Annotated in this window: 16 protein-coding genes; 7 read left to right on the plus strand and 9 right to left on the minus strand. The window is 70.9% G+C overall.

The annotated features are described in order from the left end of the window. Positions 1 to 496: 496 nt before the first annotated feature. Positions 497 to 1,726, plus strand: coding sequence for a cysteine--1-D-myo-inosityl 2-amino-2-deoxy-alpha-D-glucopyranoside ligase (mshC, locus tag ACGFR9_RS15570; protein ID WP_393207893.1), 1,230 nt, complete (start codon positions 497 to 499; stop codon positions 1,724 to 1,726). A gap of 221 nt (positions 1,727 to 1,947) precedes the next feature. Here mshC and ACGFR9_RS15575 read toward each other — a convergent pair whose 3' ends face one another. From ACGFR9_RS15575 to ACGFR9_RS15600, 6 genes are all read right to left on the minus strand, one after another. Further along, positions 1,948 to 2,946, minus strand: coding sequence for a PAC2 family protein (locus ACGFR9_RS15575; protein WP_393207896.1), 999 nt, complete (start codon positions 2,944 to 2,946; stop codon positions 1,948 to 1,950). Between the two features lie 127 nt (positions 2,947 to 3,073). Further along, a complete protein-coding gene (locus ACGFR9_RS15580; protein WP_393207899.1) occupies positions 3,074 to 3,745 on the minus strand; it encodes a FadR/GntR family transcriptional regulator in 672 nt (223 codons plus the stop codon). Between the two features lie 135 nt (positions 3,746 to 3,880). Next, positions 3,881 to 5,497 (minus strand): FAD-dependent oxidoreductase, encoded by a 1,617-nt coding sequence (locus tag ACGFR9_RS15585; protein WP_393207902.1) that lies wholly within the window; start codon positions 5,495 to 5,497, stop codon positions 3,881 to 3,883. Positions 5,498 to 5,515: 18 nt separating this feature from the next. Beyond that, entirely contained in the window at positions 5,516 to 7,054 is a 1,539-nt protein-coding gene (gene glpK / locus ACGFR9_RS15590; RefSeq protein ID WP_393207905.1) for a glycerol kinase GlpK, read from the minus strand. A gap of 64 nt (positions 7,055 to 7,118) precedes the next feature. Further along, positions 7,119 to 7,913: an MIP/aquaporin family protein gene (locus ACGFR9_RS15595; RefSeq protein WP_393207908.1), complete on the minus strand. Its 795-nt coding sequence runs from the start codon at positions 7,911 to 7,913 to the stop codon at positions 7,119 to 7,121. Positions 7,914 to 8,238: 325 nt separating this feature from the next. Further along, a complete protein-coding gene (locus ACGFR9_RS15600; RefSeq protein WP_393207910.1) occupies positions 8,239 to 9,003 on the minus strand; it encodes an IclR family transcriptional regulator in 765 nt (254 codons plus the stop codon). A gap of 296 nt (positions 9,004 to 9,299) precedes the next feature. Between ACGFR9_RS15600 and metH the strand changes: the two genes are divergently transcribed. The 3 genes from metH (at position 9,300) to ACGFR9_RS15615 (ending at position 15,683) form a co-directional block, all read left to right on the plus strand. Then, on the plus strand, positions 9,300 to 12,812 hold the full coding sequence (metH, locus tag ACGFR9_RS15605) for a methionine synthase (RefSeq protein WP_393207913.1): 3,513 nt from the start codon (positions 9,300 to 9,302) through the stop codon (positions 12,810 to 12,812). A 117-nt stretch (positions 12,813 to 12,929) separates the two neighbouring features. After that, the gene (locus ACGFR9_RS15610; protein ID WP_393207916.1) at positions 12,930 to 13,631 is read left to right on the plus strand and encodes an HAD family hydrolase; all 702 of its coding nucleotides are present in this window, start codon (positions 12,930 to 12,932) and stop codon (positions 13,629 to 13,631) included. Positions 13,632 to 14,075: 444 nt separating this feature from the next. Next, a complete protein-coding gene (locus ACGFR9_RS15615; protein WP_393207919.1) occupies positions 14,076 to 15,683 on the plus strand; it encodes an ABC transporter substrate-binding protein in 1,608 nt (535 codons plus the stop codon). 89 nt (positions 15,684 to 15,772) lie between these two features. Here ACGFR9_RS15615 and ACGFR9_RS15620 read toward each other — a convergent pair whose 3' ends face one another. Next, on the minus strand, positions 15,773 to 16,444 hold the full coding sequence (locus ACGFR9_RS15620; protein WP_311645721.1) for a response regulator transcription factor: 672 nt from the start codon (positions 16,442 to 16,444) through the stop codon (positions 15,773 to 15,775). Positions 16,445 to 16,458: 14 nt separating this feature from the next. Further along, the gene (locus ACGFR9_RS15625) at positions 16,459 to 17,388 is read right to left on the minus strand and encodes a RecB family exonuclease (protein ID WP_393207922.1); all 930 of its coding nucleotides are present in this window, start codon (positions 17,386 to 17,388) and stop codon (positions 16,459 to 16,461) included. A 207-nt stretch (positions 17,389 to 17,595) separates the two neighbouring features. On the opposite strand from ACGFR9_RS15625, the gene ACGFR9_RS15630 reads away from it, so the two are divergent. The 3 genes from ACGFR9_RS15630 (at position 17,596) to ACGFR9_RS15640 (ending at position 20,780) form a co-directional block, all read left to right on the plus strand. Further along, on the plus strand, positions 17,596 to 19,035 hold the full coding sequence (locus ACGFR9_RS15630) for a site-2 protease family protein (protein ID WP_393207925.1): 1,440 nt from the start codon (positions 17,596 to 17,598) through the stop codon (positions 19,033 to 19,035). Between the two features lie 50 nt (positions 19,036 to 19,085). Then, complete coding sequence (locus ACGFR9_RS15635) at positions 19,086 to 19,988, plus strand: tRNA (adenine-N1)-methyltransferase (RefSeq protein ID WP_030225384.1); 903 nt, start codon at positions 19,086 to 19,088, stop codon at positions 19,986 to 19,988. Between the two features lie 216 nt (positions 19,989 to 20,204). Further along, the gene (locus ACGFR9_RS15640; protein ID WP_393207928.1) at positions 20,205 to 20,780 is read left to right on the plus strand and encodes a hypothetical protein; all 576 of its coding nucleotides are present in this window, start codon (positions 20,205 to 20,207) and stop codon (positions 20,778 to 20,780) included. Between the two features lie 94 nt (positions 20,781 to 20,874). Here the strand turns inward: ACGFR9_RS15640 and ACGFR9_RS15645 are convergent, their stop codons facing one another. After that, a complete protein-coding gene (locus ACGFR9_RS15645) occupies positions 20,875 to 21,180 on the minus strand; it encodes a ferredoxin (RefSeq protein WP_030225380.1) in 306 nt (101 codons plus the stop codon). Between the last annotated feature and the right edge of the window lie 201 nt (positions 21,181 to 21,381).

Here is a 21,381-nt window from a genome sequence, read left to right on the forward strand (position 1 = left end):
CGACAGCCTGCCTGAGCCGGGACCGGCTCCGGCAGCCTGCCCCGGACCGGACCGGACCGGACCGGACCGGACCGGCACGGCTCCGGGGCCGGACGGCCACGTGACCGGCACCACGTGCCCAGCGACGGCATACCGCCCCGGGGGCGGAGTCGACAGCTCGTCCGGGACCGGCGCCGGCATTCTGCCCCGGACCGGACCGGACCGGCACGGGTCCGGGGCCGGACCGTCACGTGACCGGCACCGCGCGGCCAGCGACGGCATACCGCCCCGGGGGCGGAGTCGACAGCCCGTCCGGGGCCGGACCGGCATTGTGTCGCCGGGAGCGTCGGGCCGGCGTCAGACCTGGGACAGGGCCGGCATCCGGCCCCGGGCAGCGCCGGCAGCCCGCCCGGACGTGAGCGACGGCATGGCGGAGCGCGTCGCGCAAGAGGGCCTCCCCGGTCATCCGGCCCGCTCCCGTTCGTTTTCCGAACCGCGGTCCGGTTAGGCTCATCCCATGCATGCCTGGCCCGCTTCCGAGGTCCCCGCCCTGCCTGGTCAGGGCCGCGACCTGAGGATCCACGACACCGCGACCGGCGGCCTGATCACCTCCGCTCCCGGTCCCGTCGCCCGTATCTACGTCTGCGGCATCACCCCCTACGACGCCACCCACATCGGACACGCGGCGACCTACAACGCGTTCGACCTGGTGCAGCGCGTGTGGCTCGATACCAAGCGGCAGGTTCACTACGTCCAGAACGTCACCGACGTCGACGACCCGCTGCTGGAGCGGGCCGAGCGGGACGGCGTCGACTGGGCCGAGCTCGCCGAGCGCGAGACCTCGCTGTTCCGTGAGGACATGACGGCGCTGCGGATGCTGCCCCCGCGGGAGTACATAGGCGCCGTGGAGGCGATACCCGGCATCGTCCCGCTCGTCGAACGGCTGCGCGACCTCGGCGCGACCTACGAGCTGGACGGCGACATCTACTTCTCCGTGGAAGCGGACCCGCACTTCGGCAAGGTCTCCCACCTCGACGCCGCCGCGATGCGGCTGCTGTCCGCCGAGCGCGGCGGCGACCCGGAGCGTCCGGGCAAGAAGAACCCCGTCGACCCGATGCTGTGGATGGCCGCCCGCGAGGGCGAGCCGAGCTGGGACGGCGGCTCGCTCGGCCGGGGCCGCCCCGGCTGGCACATCGAGTGCGTGGCCATCGCCCTCGACCACCTCGGCATGGGCTTCGACGTCCAGGGCGGCGGCTCCGACCTGGTCTTCCCCCACCACGAGATGGGCGCCTCGCACGCCCAGGCGCTCACCGGCGAGTTCCCGATGGCCACGGCGTACGTCCATGCCGGCATGGTCGCCCTGCACGGCGAGAAGATGTCCAAGTCCAAGGGGAACCTGGTCTTCGTCTCCCGACTGCGCCGCGACGGCGTGGACCCGGCGGCGATCCGGCTGGCGCTGCTCGCCCACCACTACCGCGCCGACTGGGAGTGGACCGACCAGGTCCTCCAGGACGCGGTGACCCGTCTCGGCCACTGGCGCGCGGCGGTCTCCCGCCCCGACGGCCCGCCCGCCGAGCCACTGGTCGAGGAGATCCGCGAGGCCCTGTCGAACGACCTGAACGCCCCGGCCGCCCTGGCCGCCGTGGACCGCTGGGCCGTCCTCCAGGAGGAAACCGGCGGCACGGACCCCGGCGCCCCCGGCGTCGTCTCCCGCGCGGTGGACGCCCTGCTCGGCGTGGCCCTGTAACGGGCGGCCGCACACCCGGCGCAGCGTCCCGCACGGCGGACACACGACGGACCGCCCCGTTCGGCAGCGGAGCGGTCCCGGTCGCCGTAGCGGCCCGCGACGGTGGGCGGCCCCGAACCGAGACCGCTGGACGGTGTTCCGGTGTCGCCGCCCGCGCGGCACCGCAGCCGGCCACGACGACAAAAGGGGCGCCCCGTCAGCAACGGGGCGCCCCTTCTCGATCAGTCCTCCGACGACTCCTCGCCGCCCGTGTCGGAGTCCGGTTCCGGATCCGGCTTCGGGGGACGATGCGGACGAGGGCGTCCGGACGGACCCTCGCGTCGGTACGACGTACCGTCCGAGCCGTCCGCCGTCGCATGCCCGCCGGGCGGACCCGACGCACCGTCACGGCGCCGCAGATAGCGCTCGAACTCGCGGGCGATCGCCTCGCCCGTCGCCTCCGGCAGCTCCGCGGTGTCCCGCGCCTCCTCCAGCGACTGGACGTACTCGGCGACCTCGCTGTCCTCCGCGGCCAGCTGGTCCACGCCCACCTGCCAGGCACGCGCGTCCTCGGGCAGCTCGCCCAGCGGGATCCGCACGTCGATCAGGTCCTCCAGCCGGTTCAGGAGGGCCAGCGTGGCCTTCGGGTTGGGCGGCTGCGAGACGTAGTGCGGCACCGCCGCCCACAGCGACACGGCCGGCACGCCCGCGTGCGTGCACGCCTCCTGGAGGATGCCGACGATGCCCGTGGGACCCTCGTACTTGGTCTCCTCCAGATCCATCCGGCGGGCCAGGTCCGGGTCGGACGTGGTCCCGCTGATCGGGACCGGCCGGGTGTGCGGGGTGTCACCGAGCAGCGCGCCCAGCACGACCACCAGCTCCACACCGAGTTCGTGCGCGAAACCGAGGATCTCGTTGCAGAACGAACGCCAGCGCATGGACGGTTCGATCCCGCGGACCAGCACCAGGTCACGCGGCTTGTCCCCGCCGACCCGGACCACCGAGAGCCGCGTCGTCGGCCAGGTGACCTTGCGCACCCCGCCGTCCATGAACACCGTGGGGCGGTTCACCTGGAAGTCGTAGTAGTCCTCGGCGTCCAGCGCCGCGAACACCTCGCCCTTCCACTCCCGCTCCAGATGCGCGACCGCGGTGGAGGCGGCGTCACCGGCATCGTTCCAGCCCTCGAACGCGGCCACCATGACCGGGTCGATCAGCTCGGGTACCCCCTCGAGCTCGATCACCCAGCGCCTCCTTCCGACGTGCCCTCGCGTACGCCCCAACCTTACGGCGTGCCCAGGGGGCGCCCGCAGCCCCCTTCACAAGGGGAGTGCCCCCATCACTGCCCCGCCGGGCACACGGAAACACCCGTCACAGCGTCGACCGCAGCCACTGCTCCACACTCGCGATGTGCACCGTCGCCCAGGACCTCGCCGCCTCCGCGTCCCGGTCCCGCAGGGCGGCGAGGATGGCCCGGTGCTCGCGCAGGGTGCGCCCGACGGCGTCCTCCTGGGTGAGCCCGCGCCAGATCCGCGCCCGGGTGGTGGGCCCGGACAGACCGTCGAGCAGGGAGCAGAGCACCGAGTTGCCCGAGCCGCGCACGATGGCCCGGTGGAACTCCAGATCGGCGGCGACCAGGTCCTCCAGCGACGGCTCGTCACCGAGTTTGTCCAACTGCTCCGTCAGCTCGTCCAGCTGCTCCTCGCCGAGCCGCCCGGCCGCCAGGGCCGTCGCGGCCGGCTCCAGGATGCGGCGCACGGCGAGGAACTCCAGGACCGTGTCGTCCCGGTGGAAGTCGACGACGAAACTCAGCGCCTCCAGCAGGAGTTGCGGGTCCAGACTCGTGACGTACGTGCCGTCGCCCTGCCGTACGTCCAGGATGCGGATCAGCGAGAGGGCACGCACCGCCTCGCGCAGCGAGTTGCGGGACAGCCCCAGCTCGGCCGCGAGCTCACTCTCCTTGGGCAGCCGGGCGCCGGGACGCAGCGCACCCGAGACGATCATTGACTTGATCTTCTCGATCGCCTCGTCGGTCACTGCCATACCGCGCCTCCCTGCGGGCCAGACCTCCGATGTATCCGGCCCATTATGTACGGGCCGGGGGCGGCCCCGTCGGCGCGGAGCCGCCCCCGGCGGCGTACACCCGGCTCCCGCGCGGGGGAGCCGGAGGAACTGCGGCTACTTCTTGTCGAGCAGCTCCTGCACATCCGCGCGGACCTCGTCCGTGGCCAGGCCCCGGATCGTCAGCGTCGTACGGCGGCGCAGCACGTCGTCCGCGGTCTCGGCCCACTCGTGGTCCCGGGCCCAGACGACCTGCGCCCGGATCTCCGGGGCGTCCGGGTGCACGCGCCGGGCGAGCTCCGGGTCCTCGTTGGCGAGACGCGCGATGTCGAAGGCCAGCGAACCGTAGTGGGTGGCCAGGTGCCTGGCGGTGTCCGCCGCCATGCGCGGGCCGGGCGCCGGACCGTCCACCAGCAGCCGGTGGGCGACCGCGCGGGGGTTGGCCACACCCGGCAGCGGCAGCTTCTTCGGCAGCGCGGCGACCGGCTCGAAGTCGTCGCCCAGCGGGTGGCCGGGCAGCGCCTGGAGCTTCTGCATCACCGTACGGCCGATGTGGCGGAAGGTGGTCCACTTGCCGCCCGCGACGGACAGCATCCCGCCCCGGCCCTCGGTGACGACGGTCTCCCGCTTCGCCTTGGCCGTGTCCCCGGGACCGCCGGGCAGCACCCGCAGACCCGCGAACGAGTACGTGATCAGATCACGGTCGAGCTGCTGGTCGCGGATGGAGAACGCGGCCTCGTCCAGTATCTGCGCGGTGTCCTTCTCGGTGACCGCGACGTCCGCCGGGTCGCCCTCGAACTCCTCGTCGGTGGTGCCGAGCAACAGCATGTCCTCCCAGGGGAGGGCGAAGGTGATCCGGTACTTGTCGATCGGCGTGGCCAGCGCGGCCTTCCACGGCGAGGTCCGCTTCAGGACCAGGTGGGCGCCCTTCGACAGACGGATGGAGGGCGCGGCGTCCGGGTCCTCCATCCGGCGCAGGTGATCGACCCACGGGCCGGTCGCGTTGAGCACCAGCCGGGCGTTCACCCCGAACTCGTCGCCCGAGAGCCGGTCGCGCAGCTCGGCGCCGGTGACCCGGCCCCGGGTGAAGCGCAGGCCCGTCACCTCGGCGTGGTTGAGGACGACCGCGCCGGACTCGGCCGCCGCGCGGACCGTCATCAGCGCCATGCGCGCGTCGTTCATCTGGTCGTCGCCGTACACGGCCACGGCCTTGAGGTTGTCGGTACGCAGCTCCGGCACGTCCCGCGCGGCCTTGGCCGGCGAGAGCAGATGCCCGACGCCGTCGCCGAAGGCGGACAGCGCCGAGTACGCGAAGACACCGGCGCCGAGCTTCGCCGCGCCGTGCGGCCCGCCCTTGTACACGGGGAGGTAGAACGTGAGCGGGTTCGCCAGGTGGGGGGCCACCTCGCGGGAGACCGCACGGCGCTCGAAGTGGTTCTCCGCCACCAGCTTCACCGCACCGGTCTGCAGATAGCGCAGACCGCCGTGGAGCAGCTTGGAGGAGGCGGAGGAGGTGGCGCCGGCGAAGTCACCGGCGTCCACCAGAGCCACCCTGAGGCCGGACTGCGCGGCGTGCCAGGCGGTGGAGATGCCCAGGATGCCGCCGCCGATCACGAGAAGGTCGTACGACGCCTTGGAGAGCTGCTCCCGGGTCTCGGCGCGGCTCGGGTTCGAGCCGGACGCCGGGCGCGTCCCCAGGGCAGGCACGGACTGCAGGGTGGACTGGGTGGTCATGGCGGTTCTTACTCCTCGTCAGTCTTCGTCGGCGATCCAGCCCATGGTCCGCTCGACGGCCTTGAGCCAGCTCTTGTACTCACGGTCGCGGGTCTCCGCGTCCATGCGGGGGGTCCACTCGGCGGCCCGCCGCCAGTTGGCGCGCAGGTCGTCGGTGCTGTTCCAGAAACCGACGGCGAGACCGGCGGCGTAGGCGGCGCCGAGGCAGGTGGTCTCGGCGACCATGGGGCGCACCACGGGCGCGTCCAGGAAGTCCGAGAGGGTCTGCATCAGCAGGTTGTTGGAGGTCATGCCGCCGTCGACCTTGAGCGCGGTCAGCTCCACGCCGGAGTCCTTCGTCATGGCGTCGGCGATCTCCCGCGTCTGCCAGGCGGTGGCCTCCAGGACGGCACGCGCGAGGTGTGCCTTGGTGACGTACCGGGTGAGGCCGGCGATCACACCGCGGGCGTCGGAGCGCCAGTACGGGGCGAACAGACCGGAGAAGGCCGGCACGAAGTAGGCGCCGCCGTTGTCCTCGACGGACAGTGCGAGGGTCTCGATCTCGGCGGCGGTGGAGATCAGGCCCATCTGGTCGCGCATCCACTGCACCAGCGAACCGGTGACGGCGATCGAGCCCTCCAGGGCGTAGACCGTGTCCTGGTCGCCGATCTTGTAGCCGACGGTGGTCAGCAGCCCGCTGTAGGAGTTGATGATCTTGTCGCCGGTGTTCATCACCATGAAGGTGCCGGTGCCGTACGTCGACTTGGTCTCGCCCTCGGCGAAACAGGTCTGGCCGAACAGGGCCGCCTGCTGGTCGCCCAGCGCGGAGGCGACGGGGATGCCGCCGAGCAGCTCGCCCAGCCGGCCGCCGGTGATCTCGCCGTAGACCTCGGCGGAGGAGCGGATCTCCGGCAGCATCGCCAGGGGGACGCCGATGGACTCGGCGATCTTCTCGTCCCACTGCATGGTGTGCAGGTTCATCAGCATCGTGCGGGACGCGTTGGTGACGTCCGTGACGTGGTGGCCGCCGTTCGCGCCACCGGTCAGGTTCCAGATGACCCATGTGTCCATGGTGCCGAAGAGGATGTCGCCCGCCTCCGCGCGCTCCTTGAGACCGTCGACGTTGTCGAGCAGCCAGCGGGCCTTGGGACCGGCGAAGTAGGAGGCGAGGGGCAGGCCGGTCTCGCGGCGGAAGCGGTCCTGGCCCACGTTGCGCCCCAGCTCGCGGCAGAGGGCGTCGGTGCGGGTGTCCTGCCAGACGATGGCGTTGTGGACCGGCTCACCGGTGTTCCGGTCCCACAGCACGGTGGTCTCGCGCTGGTTGGTGATGCCGATGGCCTTGATGTCGTCGCGGGTGATGCCGGCCTTGTCGATGGCACCGGCGACGACCTCCTGGACGTTGGTCCAGATCTCGTTGGCGTCGTGCTCGACCCAGCCCGGCTTGGGGAAGATCTGCTCGTGCTCCTTCTGGTCGACGGAGACGATGCGCCCGTCGCGGTCGAAGACGATGCACCGGGAGGAGGTGGTGCCCTGGTCGATGGCGGCGATGAACGGGCCGGCGGTGTGGGCGTCGGTCACTGTGTGCTCCTGGGAGTTCCTTGGGTACGGGGCAGTACGTACGGCGCTGTCGGGGATGCGGGGGCTACGCGAAGGCGACGTTGTAGAGGCCTGCCGCGAGGGCACCGCCGATCAGCGGACCGACCACCGGGACCCAGGCGTAGGACCAGTCGGAGCCGCCCTTGTTCGGCAGCGGCAGCAGGGCGTGCACGATGCGCGGGCCGAGGTCGCGGGCCGGGTTGATGGCGTAACCGGTCGGGCCGCCCAGCGACAGACCGATGGAGACGACGACGAGCGCCGTGATCAGGCCGCCCAGTACGCCGAGTCCGTTGCCCGCGTCGTTCAGACCCTGGGTGAGGATGGCGAGCAGCAGGACGAAGGTGCCGATGATCTCCGTGGCGAGGTTCTGCACCGTGTGCCGGATCTCGGGACCCGTGGAGAAGATGCCGAGCACCGGGCCCGCGCCCTTCTCCTGCGCCTCGACGGCCTTGGCGGCCGTGGTCTGCGCACCCGGCCCGCCGACGATCTCCCGGTCGGTGAGGTGGGCGAGGAACTGGCCGTAGTAGGCGAGCCAGACCAGGGTCGCGCCGATCATCGCGCCGAGGAACTCTCCGGCGAAGTAGACCGGAACGTTGTTCCACTCGCCGTCCTTGACGGCGAGGGCCACGGTGACGGCCGGGTTGAGGTGGGCGCCGGAGAGCGGTCCGGCTATGTATACCGCCGTCATGACGGCGAAGCCCCACCCGAAGGCGATGGCGAGCCAGCCGGCGTTACGGGCCTTGGAGGCCTTCAGCGTCACGGCGGCACAGACGCCGCCACCGAGCAGGATGAGTATGGCGGTACCGATGGTCTCGCCGATGAAGATGTCGGAGCTGGACACCCGCGACTCCTTTGTCCTTCGTCCAGGGAAGCCGACCCCCGGGTCCCACCGGGGATTGGCGCCCTCAGGGGTGAGAGCGATGCCGGCCCTTGGCATTGTCCTACTCTAGCGCGTATTGCCGGTAGGTGTTCGACAATGCCGACCGATGGACGGGAGTCTTTCCCGGCGCCCGGCACCCGTCAAGGGTTTGGTTATCGAAAACGCGATCGTTACTGATCGCCCCGGGTTATCGATCTCTGCCCAGGGTCCGGCCCCGGAACGCCCGCATCGGGACATGCCTTCGACCGGAACGCCGTACGGCGCCCCGGTCCCGTCCGTGATGTGCTCAGAAGCGTCCGGCGCCCAGGTCCCGCGACACCGCGCGGGCGCAGTCCCGTACCGCCGCGATGAGCTCGGAGCGCAGCTCGCCGTCCCGGCGCAGCCGCTCCACCGCCCCGGTGATGCCCACCGCGCCCACCGGCATACGGCGCCGGTCGTGGATGGGGGCGGCGACGGCGGCGACGCCCTCCCAGGTCTCCTCCACGTCGGCCGCGTACCCCCGCGCGCGCGTGAGGTCGAGGATGTGCTCGAAGGCGTCCGGGTCGCACACCGTACGGTCGGTGAACGCCTTGCGGTCGGCCTCCAGGGCCTCGCTGTGGGCCACCGGGTCGTAGGCCGACAGAACTTTGCCCAGCGCCGTCGAGTGCAGCGGCTGCATGGCCCCTATCTCCAGGACCTGCCGGCTGTCGTCCGGCCGGAAGACGTGGTGCACGATCAGCACGCCCTGCTGGTGCAGCACGCCGAGGTAGACGCTCTCGCCGCTGGAACGGGCCAGGTCGTCCGTCCACACCAGGGCGCGCGCCCGCAGCTCGTGCACATCGAGATAGGTGGTGCCCAGGCGCAGCAGCTCGGCACCCAGCTGATAGCGCCCGGAGGCGTCGTCCTGCTCGACGAACCCCTCCTGCGCGAGGGTGCGCAGGATGCCGTGCGCGGTGCCCTTGGCGAGGCCCAGCGACGAGGCGATGTCCGACAGGCCGAGCCGCCGCTCGCCACCCGCGAGCAGCCGCAGCATCGCCGCCGCCCGTTCGAGCGACTGGATGTTCCGTGCCATCGCCGTACTGCCTCCGTCCCCTTCGGCCGTCGACCCGCGACGGCCGCTGCCACTGTTCGGCAATGCCGAACACTACCGGTCGATGCCGACCTCTCGCCAACGATCGGACGTGATCGGTCCCCCGACTCGTACTCCGAACGGCGGACACCGGCCATCATCGTCCGCCCCGTGGACGCCCTGAACATCAGGGCGTGGTCCCGGATACCCTGGCGAGGTGCGCCCAGCCGGGGACGCTCCGTGAGGGGATCCCGGGCAGCCGCAAAGCCGACAGCCGTCGCATCTAGGGAGCCCCGTACATGGCCTCGTCGCCGCTGACCCCTTCCGCCGACAGCCGGACCCGTGTGTCCGCCCTCCGTGAGGCGCTCGCCACCCGCGTGGTGGTCGCCGACGGAGCGATGGGCACCATGCTCCAGGCACAGGACCCCACGCTCGAGGACTTCGAGAACCTCGAGGGCTGCAACGAGATCCTGAACCTGACGCGCCCGGACATCGTCCGTTCGGTCCACTCCGCGTACTTCGACGCCGGAGTCGACTGCGTCGAGACCAACACCTTCGGCGCCAACCTCACCGCGCTCGGCGAGTACGACATCCCCGAGCGCGTCACCGAACTGTCCGAGGCCGGCGCGCGCATCGCCCGCGAGGCCGCCGACGGGTTCACCGCGCGGGACGGCCGCCCCCGCTGGGTCCTGGGCTCGATGGGCCCCGGCACCAAGCTGCCCACCCTCGGCCACACCACCTTCGGCGTCATCCGTGATGCCTATCAGCAGAACGCCGAAGGTCTCCTCGCGGGCGGCGCGGACGCGCTCCTGGTGGAGACGACCCAGGACCTGCTGCAGACCAAGGCCTCCGTCATCGCCGCCCGCCGTGCGATGGAGACCGCCGGGTTCGAGGTCCCGCTGATCGTGTCGGTCACCGTCGAGACCACCGGCACCATGCTGCTGGGCTCCGAGATCGGTGCCGCGCTCACCGCGCTGGAACCGCTGGGCATCGACATGATCGGCCTGAACTGCGCCACCGGCCCGGCCGAGATGAGCGAACACCTGCGCCACCTGGCCCGCCACTCCCGCGTCCAGCTCTCCTGCATGCCCAACGCCGGCCTGCCGGAACTCACCAAGGACGGCGCCCGCTACCCGCTCTCCCCGGGAGAGCTGGCCGACGCCCAGGAGAACTTCGTCCGCGACTACGGCCTCTCCCTGGTGGGCGGCTGCTGCGGTACGACGCCCGAGCATCTGCGGCAGCTCGTGGAGCGCGTGCACGGCCTCCCCCCGGCCGAGCGCGACCCGCGCCCGGAGCCCGGAGCCGCCTCCCTGTACCAGAGCGTCCCCTTCCGTCAGGACACCGCCTACCTGGCGATCGGCGAGCGGACGAACGCCAACGGGTCGAAGAAGTTCCGCGAGGCCATGCTCGAAGGCCGCTGGGACAACTGCGTGGAGCTGGCCCGCGAGCAGATCCGCGAGGGCGCGCACATGCTCGACCTGTGCGTGGACTACGTGGGCCGCGACGGCGTCGCCGACATGAAGGAACTGGCCGGCCGCTTCGCCACCGCCTCCACCCTCCCCATCGTCCTGGACTCCACCGAGGTCGACGTCATCCGGGCCGGTCTGGAGAAGCTCGGCGGCCGCGCGGTCATCAACTCGGTGAACTACGAGGACGGCTCCGGCCCCGAATCCCGCTTCGCCCGCGTCACCCGGCTGGCCCAGGAGCACGGTGCCGCGCTGATCGCGCTCACCATCGACGAGGAGGGCCAGGCCCGTACGGCCGAGAAGAAGGTCGAGATCGCCGAACGGCTGATCGACGACCTCACCGGCAACTGGGGCATCCGTGAGGAGGACATCCTCGTCGACTGTCTGACCTTCACCATCTGCACCGGCCAGGAGGAGTCCCGCAAGGACGGCCTGGCCACGATCGAGGGCATCCGGCTGCTGAAGGAACGCCACCCGCGGGTGCAGACCACCCTCGGCCTGTCGAACATCTCCTTCGGCCTCAACCCGGCCGCCCGCATCCTGCTGAACTCGGTCTTCCTCGACGAGTGCGTCAGGGCCGGCCTGGACTCGGCGATCGTCCACGCGTCGAAGATCCTGCCCATCGCCCGCTTCAGCGAGGAGGAGGTCCGCACCGCCCTCGACCTCATCCACGACCGCCGCGCCGAGGGCTACGACCCGCTGCAGAAGCTGATGCAGCTCTTCGAGGGCGCCACCGCCAAGTCCCTCAAGGCCGGCAAGGCCGAGGAACTGGCAGCACTGCCGCTGGAGGAGCGGCTGAAGCGGCGCATCATCGACGGCGAGAAGAACGGCCTGGAACAGGACCTCGACGACGCCCTCCGGGAGCGGCCCGCCCTCGCCATCGTCAACGACACCCTCCTGGACGGCATGAAGGTCGTCGGCGAGCTCTTCGGCTCCGGCCAGATGCAGCTGCCGTTCGTCCTCCAGTCCGCCGAGGTCATGAAGACCGCGGTGGCCCATCTCGAGCCGCACATGGAGAAGACCGACGAGGCCGGCAAGGGCACCATCGTGCTCGCCACCGTGCGCGGCGACGTGCACGACATCGGCAAGAACCTCGTCGACATCATCCTGACCAACAACGGCTACAACGTCGTCAACCTGGGCATCAAGCAGCCTGTCTCCGCGATCCTGGACGCCGCCGACGAGCACAAGGCCGACGTCATCGGCATGTCGGGGCTGCTGGTGAAGTCCACGGTGATCATGAAGGAGAACCTGGAGGAGCTGAACCAGCGCGGCCTCGCCGCCGACTATCCGGTGATCCTCGGCGGTGCCGCCCTCACCCGCGCCTACGTCGAGCAGGACCTGCACGAGATCTACCAGGGCGAGGTCCGCTACGCCCGCGACGCCTTCGAGGGCCTGCGCCTGATGGACGCCCTCATCGGCGTCAAGCGCGGAGTGCCCGGCGCCCAGCTGCCGGAACTGCGCCAGCGCCGGGTCCGCGCGGCCACCGTGGAGATCGAGGAGCGCCCCGAGGAGGGGCACGTCCGCTCCGACGTCGCCACCGACAACCCCGTCCCCACTCCGCCCTTCCGGGGCACCCGCGTGGTCAAGGGCATCCAGCTCAAGGAGTACGCGAGCTGGCTCGACGAGGGCGCCCTCTTCAAGGGCCAGTGGGGCCTCAAGCAGGCCCGCACCGGCGACGGGCCGACGTACGAGGAACTGGCCGAGACCGAGGGCCGCCCCAGACTGCGCGGACTGCTCGACCGGCTGCAGACCGAGAACCTGCTGGAGGCCGCCGTGGTGTACGGCTACTTCCCGTGCGTCTCCAAGGACGACGACCTGATCATCCTGGACGAGCAGGGCAACGAGCGCACCCGCTTCACCTTCCCGCGCCAGCGCCGCGGCCGCCGGCTGTGCCTGGCGGACTTCTTCCGTCCGGAGGAGTCCGGTGAGAGGGACGTCGTCGGTCTCCAGGTCGTCACCGTCGGCTCCCGCATCGGCGAGGAGACCGCCCGGATGTTCGAGGCCAACGCCTACCGCGACTACCTGGAGCTGCACGGGCTCTCCGTACAGCTTGCGGAGGCCCTCGCCGAGTACTGGCACGCCCGGGTGCGCTCCGAACTCGGCTTCGCGGGCGAGGACCCGGCCGGGATGGAGGACATGTTCGCCCTGAAGTACCGGGGCGCCCGCTTCTCCCTCGGCTACGGTGCCTGCCCCGACCTGGAGGACCGCGCCAAGATCGCCGCCCTGCTCGAACCCGAGCGCATCGGCGTCCAGCTGTCCGAGGAGTTCCAGCTGCACCCCGAGCAGTCCACGGACGCCATCGTCATCCACCACCCGGAGGCCAAGTACTTCAACGCCCGCTGAGGCCGCGGGCGCCACACCGGGCGTTCGCGTCCCGCACGACGTACACTGGTCGGTCCACCGCAGGCCGGTTCCCCCCGTGGGAACCGGCCTGATCGTCCCTGTGAAGGAGGTACGCGGATGACCAGTACGGTTCCCGCGCTCGGAACCCGGACGGCCGAGGGGTCGGCCCTGCAGGCCGTGCTCCTCGACATGGACGGCACCCTGGTCGACACCGAGGGTTTCTGGTGGGACGTCGAGGTCGAGGTCTTCGCCTCCCTCGGCCACACCCTCGACGACTCCTGGCGCCATGTCGTGGTCGGCGGCCCCATGACCCGCAGTGCGGGCTTCCTCATCGAGGCCACCGGCGCCGACATCGCCCTCGCCGAACTCACGGTCCTGCTCAACGACGGTTTCGAGGACCGTATCGACCTCGCCCTGCCGCTGATGCCGGGCGCCGCGCGGCTGCTCGCCGAACTGTCCGAGTACGAGATCCCCACGGCGCTCGTCTCCGCCTCCCACCGGCGGATCATCGACCGGGTGCTGACCACACTGGGCCCCCAGCACTTCGCGCTGTCGGTCGCCGGCGACGAGGTGCCGCGCACCAAGCCGTTCCCCGACCCCTATCTCGCGGCCGCCGCGGGACTCGGTGTCGACCCGGTGCGCTGCGCCGTCGTCGAGGACACCGTGACCGGTGTCACCGCCGCCGAGGCGGCGGGCTGCCGTGTCGTCGCCGTGCCCTCCGTGGGCCCGATCACCCCGGCCGCCCGGCGGACCGTCGTTCCGTCCCTGGAAGTCGTGGACCTGTCATTCCTGCACGGTGTGATGACGGACATGCGCTAGGCGTTCACCCGGCGCGGCGGTGTTACCGCCGGAATGCCCGCGCTCCGGCTCCGGAGACTCCCGGGTGCACGTCCCCGAAAGGATTCGACGTGTTGCCGGCGGCCGCATCGCGGTGCCGCCGAGCACGTTTTCACATGTGAGGTTCACCACATGAAGGGGGGTCGACAACGATGTCCTCATGTGCCTTCCGCCCCCTTTCGGTAGTCGGTGGTGCGCCCTTGTGTCCCGATTCATAAGAAGCTGCACCAATCGTGCCCCGGTCGCCTTTACCGGTGTGTTCACACCCGGTCTCACTGCGTGATGAGCCCTCAACTCCAGCGGCTGCGAACCGTCCTGCGGGCGCGGACTAATGTCATCGCGAGAACCTCGCCCCCATCCTGTGGTCCGCCGCGACACCCCCGCATGCCGGATACACGGAGTCGACAGTCCTGGAGAAACTCGAGCATGAACCGCAAGACTTTGGTGCTGGCGGCCGCGATGGGCCTGCTCGCGCCGGTGCTCGCCGCCTGCGGCGACACCGAGGGCGGGAGCGGAGACGGCGACGCGATCGTCGTGGGCACCACGGACCGGTTCACCGCATCCAAGGAGGACGGCCCCGCGCCCCTCGACCCGGCCTGGGCCTACGACGTCGGTACCTGGAACATCCTGCGGCAGACCGTGCAGACCCTGATGGTCCAGCCCCGCGGTGACGGTGAGCCGGTGCCCGAGGCCGCCGAGTCGTGCGGATTCACCGACGCCGGCAACGAGCGCTACAGCTGCACCCTGCGTGACGGCCTGAAGTTCTCGAACGGCGACGGGATCACCGCGGAGGACGTGAAGTTCTCCATCGAGCGCGCCCTCGAGATCAAGGGCGACAGTGGTGTGTTCGCGCTGCTGTCCACCATCGACACCGTCGAGACGCAGGGCGACCGCGAGGTGATCTTCCACCTCAAGAGCGCCGACGCCACCTTCCCGTACAAGCTGTCCACTCCGGTCGCCGGCATCGTCAACCCGGACGACTACGAGAAGAACAAGCTGCGCGAAGGCTTCGAGATCGACGCCTCCGGCCCGTACACGCTGAAGAGCAAGGTCGAGGACGGCACGATGGTCAGTGCCACCTTCACCAAGAACCCCTCCTACAAGGGCGCTCTGGAGGTGAACAACGACAAGGTCGAGATGGTCTCCTACGACAGTGCCGAAGACATGGGCGACGCGCTGCAGAAGGGCGACGTCGACGTCATGACCCGCACCATGTCGCCGGAGCAGATCCAGGAGCTCGGCACCGCCACCGACGACGAGATCGAGCTGGTCGAGTCGCCCGGTCTGGAGATCCGCTACCTGGCCTTCAACACCGAGGCCCCCTCCGTGAAGGACAAGGCCGTCCGCCAGGCGATGGCCCAGCTCATCAACCGCAGCGAGCTGGTCGGCAACGTCTACGGCTCCCAGGCCCAGCCGCTGTTCTCGCTCGTCCCCGCCGGTGTCACCGGTCACTCCAACGCGTTCTTCAACGTGTACGGCGACCCGAGCGTGGCCAAGGCCCGCGGGCTGATGGAGGAAGCCGGCGTCAGCCTCCCGGTGAAGCTGACCCTGCACTACACGCACGACCACTACGGCCCCGCCGCCAAGACGGAGTTCGAGCAGCTGAGCAAGCAGCTCAACGACAGCGGTCTGTTCGAGACCGACATCAAGAGCGAGACCTGGAACAAGTACAAGACAGCCGCCCAGAACGAGAAGTACGACGTCTACGGCATGGGCTGGTTCCCCGACTTCCCGGACGCGGACGCCTTCACGGCCCCGTTCCTGGACAAGGACAACTTCCTCAGCTCGCCCTACGCCAACACCAAGATCATCAAGGAACTGATCCCCGAGTCGCGCCGCCAGGCCGACCGGCTGTCCGCCTCCGACAGCCTCACGGAGATCCAGAACATCGTCGCCAACGACGTCCCGGTGCTCCCGCTGTGGCAGGGCAAGCAGTACGTCGCCGCCCGCGACGGCATCACCGGCACCGCCTACGCGCTCAACTCGTCCTCCACGCTCCAGCTCTGGGAGCTCGGACGGGGCGTCAGCGGCTGATCCCGGCTGTTGGGTCGACACCGTAGCGACACGACGAGGGCGCCCTCCCGACCGGGAGGGCGCCCTCGTCGTTCGACCGCCGGGCCGGACTACTGCGCGCCGGGACGCACCAGCCCGCTCTCATAGGCGTACACCGCGGCCTGCACCCGGTCGCGCAGCCCCAGCTTGGTCAGCACATGGCCCACGTGCGTCTTGACCGTGGTCTCGCTGACGAACAGATCCGCGGCGATCTCCGCGTTCGACAGCCCGCGTGCCACCAGCTTCAGCACCTCGACCTCACGCTCGGTCAGCGTGTGCAGGGTGTCCGGCACCGGCTCGTCGCCGGACGGCAGATGCGTGGCGTACTTGTCCAGCAGCCGGCGCGTGATGCTCGGCGCGAGCATCGCCTCCCCGGCGGCCACCACACGGATCGCCTGTACCAACTCATGGGCGGGGGCGTCCTTCAGCAGGAAGCCGCTGGCCCCCGCCTTCAGTGCCTCCACCACGTACTCGTCGAGATCGAACGTCGTCAGCACCAGCACCTTCGCCGGCCCGTCCCGCTCGGGCCCCGTGATCTGCCGGGTCGCCTCCACCCCGTCCATCCGCGGCATGCGGATGTCCATCAGCACCACATCGGGCTGCAACGCCCGCACCTGGTCCAGGGCCTGGAGGCCGTCCCCGGCCTCGCCGACGACCGCGAGATCCTGCTCGGCCTCCAGAATCATCCGGAACCCGGTACGCAGCAGCGGCTGGTCGTCGACCAGTAGGACGCGGATGGCCACGTAAGTCTCCTTCGCTAGTCCGCACCCATTCTGCCCTCCGGGCCCCCGCCGGACTCGGGCGCCCTCACCGGCAGCGGATACGGCGGGGGAGTGCCCCCGAACTCCGGGCAGTGTGCCCGGTGATCGCACCAGCCGCACAGCTTGGTGGGACGCGGACGCCAGTCACCCGTCTCGGTCGCCAGCCGGATCGCGTCCCACAGTACGAGCAGCTTGCGTTCCACCCGCTCCAGATCCGCGAGCACCGGGTCGTACGTCACCACGTCACCACTGCCGAGATACACCAGCTGCAGCCGGCGCGGGACCACCTTCTTCAGCCGCCACACCACCAGGGCGTAGAACTTCATCTGGAACAGCGCGCCCTCGGCGTACTCCGGCCGGGGCGCCTTGCCCGTCTTGTAGTCGACGATCCGCACCTCGCCCGTCGGCGCGACGTCCACCCGGTCGATGATGCCGCGCAGCCGCAGCCCGGTCTCCAGCTCCGTCTCGACGAACAGCTCCCGCTCGGCGGGCTCCAGCCGGCTCGGATCCTCCAGCGAGAACCAACGCTCGACCAGCCGCTCCGCCTCCGCCAGCCAGCGCGCGAGCCGCTCGCCCTCCGGATCGTCGGCGAACAGCTCCACGACCTCCGGCCTGCTCTCCCGCAGCCGGTCCCACTGACCCGGGATCAGCGACTTGGCCCGCGGCGCGGTCCGGTCGGCGGCCGGCGCGTCGAAGAGCCGCTCGAGCACCGCGTGCACCAGCGTGCCCCTGGTCGCCGCCTCGCTCGGCTTCTCCGGCAGCTTGTCGATCACCCGGAACCGGTAGAGCAGCGGGCACTGCATGAAGTCGCTCGCACGCGAGGGCGACAGCGAGGAAGGCGCCATGGCGGTGGCCGTGTCCGCTCGTACACCCTCTGCGACCGGGCCGGCGCCGGCCCGCTCCCCACCCTCGATGCTCGTCTCCATGCCCCAGACCCTACGGCCCGCCACCGACAGCGCGTACGCGACCGGCCGCCACCACGAGCGCACAGCGGCGGGTGACAGGTGAGAGGGAAGGGGAAGGAGAGCAGAGACAGGGTGCCGGGGCGGAACACGCGGCACTGGCCGCATACCATCGACACGAGACCCTCCCGCCCGGCAGGCGCGGGAGACGCAGCGAGCGAGGGGACACCGGTGGACGTAAGCGGCGGGCGCGGACAGCCGCGGCCCGGCAACGACGAGTCGCCCGACCGGACGGGCACTCGACCCCCTGCCGAGCCCGGCCACCCCACCGACGAACGGCCCGCCGCCCCCGAGGAACCGCGGCCCCCGGCCACGGAACCGGACCCCCCTGTTCCGGATGCCGGTCCTGACGGCGAGGAGCGGGAGAAACCGCCGCCGCCCCCCGCCCAGACCGGCACGGGACGCCACCTCGCCCACTCCGGCACCGGCCGGACGCCACCGCCCCAGCGCCCGCAGGAGAAGCAGCGCGGCGGCCTGCTGATGGGCCGCCCCTTCGGCGTGCCCGTATACGTGGCGCCCAGCTGGTTCCTCGTCGCCATCCTCATCACCTGGGTGTTCGGCGGACAGATCGACCGCGTACTGCCCGAGCTCGGCGCCGTCAGCTATCTCGTCTCCCTCTTCTTCGCGGTCGCCTTCTACGCCTCCGTCCTCGTCCACGAGCTCGCCCACACCATCGCCGCCCTCCGCTTCAAACTCCCGGTGCGCCGTATCCAGCTCCAGTTCTTCGGCGGCGTCTCCGAGATCGAGAAGGAGGCCGAGACCCCCGGACGCGAGTTCGTGCTGGCCTTCGTCGGCCCCCTGCTCTCCCTCGTCCTGTCCGGCCTGTTCTACCTCGCGCTGCTCGCCGTCGACCCCAGCAGCGTCCCCGGCGTCCTGCTGGCCGGCCTGATGATCTCCAACCTCATCGTGGCCGTCTTCAACCTGCTGCCCGGCCTCCCGCTCGACGGCGGCCGGATGCTCCGCGCCGTCGTCTGGGCCATCAGCGGCAAACCCATGACCGGCACCATCGCCGCCGCCTGGGTCGGCCGCGCCCTCGCCGTCGCCGTCCTGATCGGCCTCCCGCTGCTCACCCAGTCCGGCGTCCTCGGCTCCGACGCCGTGGACAACGTGGGCATGGACACGGTCATGGACGCCCTGCTCGCCGCCATCCTCGCCGCGATCATCTGGACCGGCGCCGGCAACAGCCTGCGCATGGCCCGGCTCCGCGAGCACCTCCCGGAGCTGCGCGCCCGCAACCTCACCCGCCGCGCGGTGCCCGTCGAGACGGAAACCCCCCTCTCCGAGGCCCTGCGCCGCGCCAACGCGGCGGGCGCCCGCGCGCTCGTCGTCGTCGACCCCGACGGCGTCCCCCTCTCCCTGGTCCGCGAGGCCGCCATCGTCGGCGTACCCGAGCACCGACGCCCCTGGGTACCGGTCGGCGGACTCGCCCAGGACATCACCGACGGCATGCACGTCTCCGCCGAGCTCGCCGGAGAGGACCTCCTCGACGCCCTGCGGGCCACCCCCGCCACCGAGTACCTCGTGGTCGAGGACACCGGCGAGATCTACGGCGTCCTGTCCGCGGCCGACGTCGAGCGCGCCTTCGTGAAGGCCATGGCCAGGCCCAGCTGACCGGTTTGCCCGTGGTCGGCGGCCCGTCCGGGGACCGGTAGGCTGGTCACATGTCCGAACCGACCGGTGCCGCCCGCAGGCGCGGGCCCTTCAAGGTCGGGGACCAGGTTCAGCTGACCGACCCCAAGGGCCGCCACTACACGTTCACGCTCGAGGCCGGGAAGAACTTCCACACCCACAAGGGTTCCTTCCCCCACGACGAACTGATCGGTGCTCCCGAGGGCAGCGTCGTCCGCACCACCGGGAACGTCGCCTACCTCGCGCTGCGCCCCCTGCTCCCCGACTACGTCCTGTCCATGCCCCGCGGGGCAGCCGTCGTCTACCCGAAGGACGCGGGGCAGATCCTCGCCTTCGCCGACATCTTCCCCGGCGCACGCGTCGTCGAGGCCGGCGTCGGCTCCGGCTCGCTGAGCAGCTTCCTGCTGCGCGCCATCGGCGACCAGGGCATGCTGCACTCCTACGAGCGCCGCGAGGACTTCGCCGACATCGCCCGGCAGAACGTCGAGCGCTACTTCGGCGGCCCGCACCCCGCCTGGCAGCTCACCGTGGGAGACCTCCAGGACAACCTGTCCGACGGCGACGTCGACCGGGTCATCCTCGACATGCTCGCCCCCTGGGAGTGCCTGGAGGCCGTCTCCAAGGCACTCGTCCCGGGCGGCATCCTCTGCTGCTACGTCGCCACCACCACCCAGCTCGCCCGGACCGTGGAGTCCATCCGCGAGATCGGCTGCTTCAACGAGCCGACCTCCTGGGAGACGATGATCCGCAACTGGCACATCGAGGGCCTGGCCGTCCGCCCGGACCACCGGATGATCGGCCACACCGGCTTCCTGCTCACCGCCCGCCGCCTCGCCGACGGAGTCGAGCCGCCGATGCGCCGACGCCGCCCCGCCAAGGGCGCCTACGGCGAGGACTACTCGGGACCGAACGCCGACGCGGGCGCCGCCCGCTGACGCGGTCCGTCCCTTCCGGCAACGCACGGGCGCCGTGGCGCAGTTCCCGACCACCACCGGGAACTGCGCCACGGCGCCTTCACGTTGAACCGGCGGCACCCCGTGCTCCCGGCCCCCCGCACCGGTACCGCCCACCCCGCCGTTCCCTCTCCCCTGTGACGTGTGGCACGATGCTGGCCACCCCCACCGGCACAGCCCTCACAGGAGACACTCCTAGTGCAGCCTTCCGTTGTCCCGGAGCTCGCCCACACGCGCACCCGGCCCATCCACTGGGTCGCCACGGCCACGGCCCTCGCCGGTGTCGTGGCCTTCTCCTCGGTCCTCCAGCCCGACGCCGCCACCGCGGCCCCGCCGCCCGGACCGCAGACGAAGAGCGCCCCGGCGCACACCGCCCCCGACCCCGCGGCCGCCGAGTTCCCCCTCGACTGCGGCCGGCTGAAGACCGTCGTGAAGAAGAGGGCTTCCGGCGACCTCGACGGTGACGGCCGCCCGGAGACGGTGGCCGTCGTCCACTGCGACTCCCCGATGGGCACCCCGCCCGACGGCGTCTACGTCCTCACCCAGGGCGCGGACAGCGGCGAGACGCGCGTGGTGGCCACCCTCGTCGACCCCGCGGACCGCAACAACGTCGACGACTTCGCCGTACGCGACGGGGAGGTCATCGCGACCCTCTACGGCTACTCCGCGTCCGATGTGCCCAGTTGCTGCCCCGATGTGCACGAGAGCGTGAAGTGGCGCTGGGAGAACGGCGCGTTCGTACGCTCCGCCCCCTCCGCGGCGAAGAGCGTCTGACCGCCCGGGTGTGCGCGGGGCACGCACGTCCCGCGCACGGCGCGTGTGCCGCGTGTGAGAAATCAGACAGGCATGACGTACCGTGCGAAACCGGTCACCCGGCGTCCGGGCCGTACACCTCGACGCTGTCCGAAACCCGGCGGACGTGGATGCACTCGCCCGGGCACTCCTTCGCCGAGTCGACCACATCCGTGAGCAGCGGCAGCGGGACCGGCGTCGTCGCCCCCCTGTCCTGCAGCAACTCGTCCTGCGCGCTCTTCACATAGGCCAGACCGTCGATGTCCAGCTCGAACACCTCGGGCGCGTACTGGGCGCAGATGCCGTCACCGGTACACAGGTCCTGGTCGATCCAGACCTCCAGGGCCTCGCCGCCGACACCGGCCTCCTGCTGCACGCTCATCTCTCCTGCCGTCTCCTGTGTCGGGCCGGACGGGAATCCGGCCAGCTCCGACGGGTGTTGAACACTTCGACCCTACCTTCGCCGGGGTTCCGATCATCCTCGGTGGGTATTCCCCTGGCGTGAGGGAGAGCGCAAGGGTGAAGATCGGACACACCCCGACCGTCTTTGTGATCTAGGGGTTTCAATCGACACCCGCCCAGG

Origin of the sequence: Streptomyces sp. NPDC048584, assembly GCF_043199595.1 — a bacterium.
Lineage (GTDB): Bacteria > Actinomycetota > Actinomycetes > Streptomycetales > Streptomycetaceae > Streptomyces > Streptomyces edwardsiae.

Excerpts from the sequence above, each read along its gene's own strand:
- mshC (WP_393207893.1), top strand. The coding sequence starts at position 497 with ATGCATGCCTGGCCCGCTTCCGAGGTCCCCGCCCTGCCTGGTCAGGGC.
- ACGFR9_RS15580 (WP_393207899.1), bottom strand. The coding sequence starts at position 3,745 with ATGGCAGTGACCGACGAGGCGATCGAGAAGATCAAGTCAATGATCGTC.
- ACGFR9_RS15585 (WP_393207902.1), bottom strand. The coding sequence starts at position 5,497 with ATGACCACCCAGTCCACCCTGCAGTCCGTGCCTGCCCTGGGGACGCGC.
- ACGFR9_RS15600 (WP_393207910.1), bottom strand. The coding sequence starts at position 9,003 with ATGGCACGGAACATCCAGTCGCTCGAACGGGCGGCGGCGATGCTGCGG.
- metH (WP_393207913.1), top strand. The coding sequence starts at position 9,300 with ATGGCCTCGTCGCCGCTGACCCCTTCCGCCGACAGCCGGACCCGTGTG.
- ACGFR9_RS15610 (WP_393207916.1), top strand. The coding sequence starts at position 12,930 with ATGACCAGTACGGTTCCCGCGCTCGGAACCCGGACGGCCGAGGGGTCG.
- ACGFR9_RS15615 (WP_393207919.1), top strand. The coding sequence starts at position 14,076 with ATGAACCGCAAGACTTTGGTGCTGGCGGCCGCGATGGGCCTGCTCGCG.
- ACGFR9_RS15625 (WP_393207922.1), bottom strand. The coding sequence starts at position 17,388 with ATGGAGACGAGCATCGAGGGTGGGGAGCGGGCCGGCGCCGGCCCGGTC.
- ACGFR9_RS15635 (WP_030225384.1), top strand. The coding sequence starts at position 19,086 with ATGTCCGAACCGACCGGTGCCGCCCGCAGGCGCGGGCCCTTCAAGGTC.
- ACGFR9_RS15645 (WP_030225380.1), bottom strand. The coding sequence starts at position 21,180 with ATGAGCGTGCAGCAGGAGGCCGGTGTCGGCGGCGAGGCCCTGGAGGTC.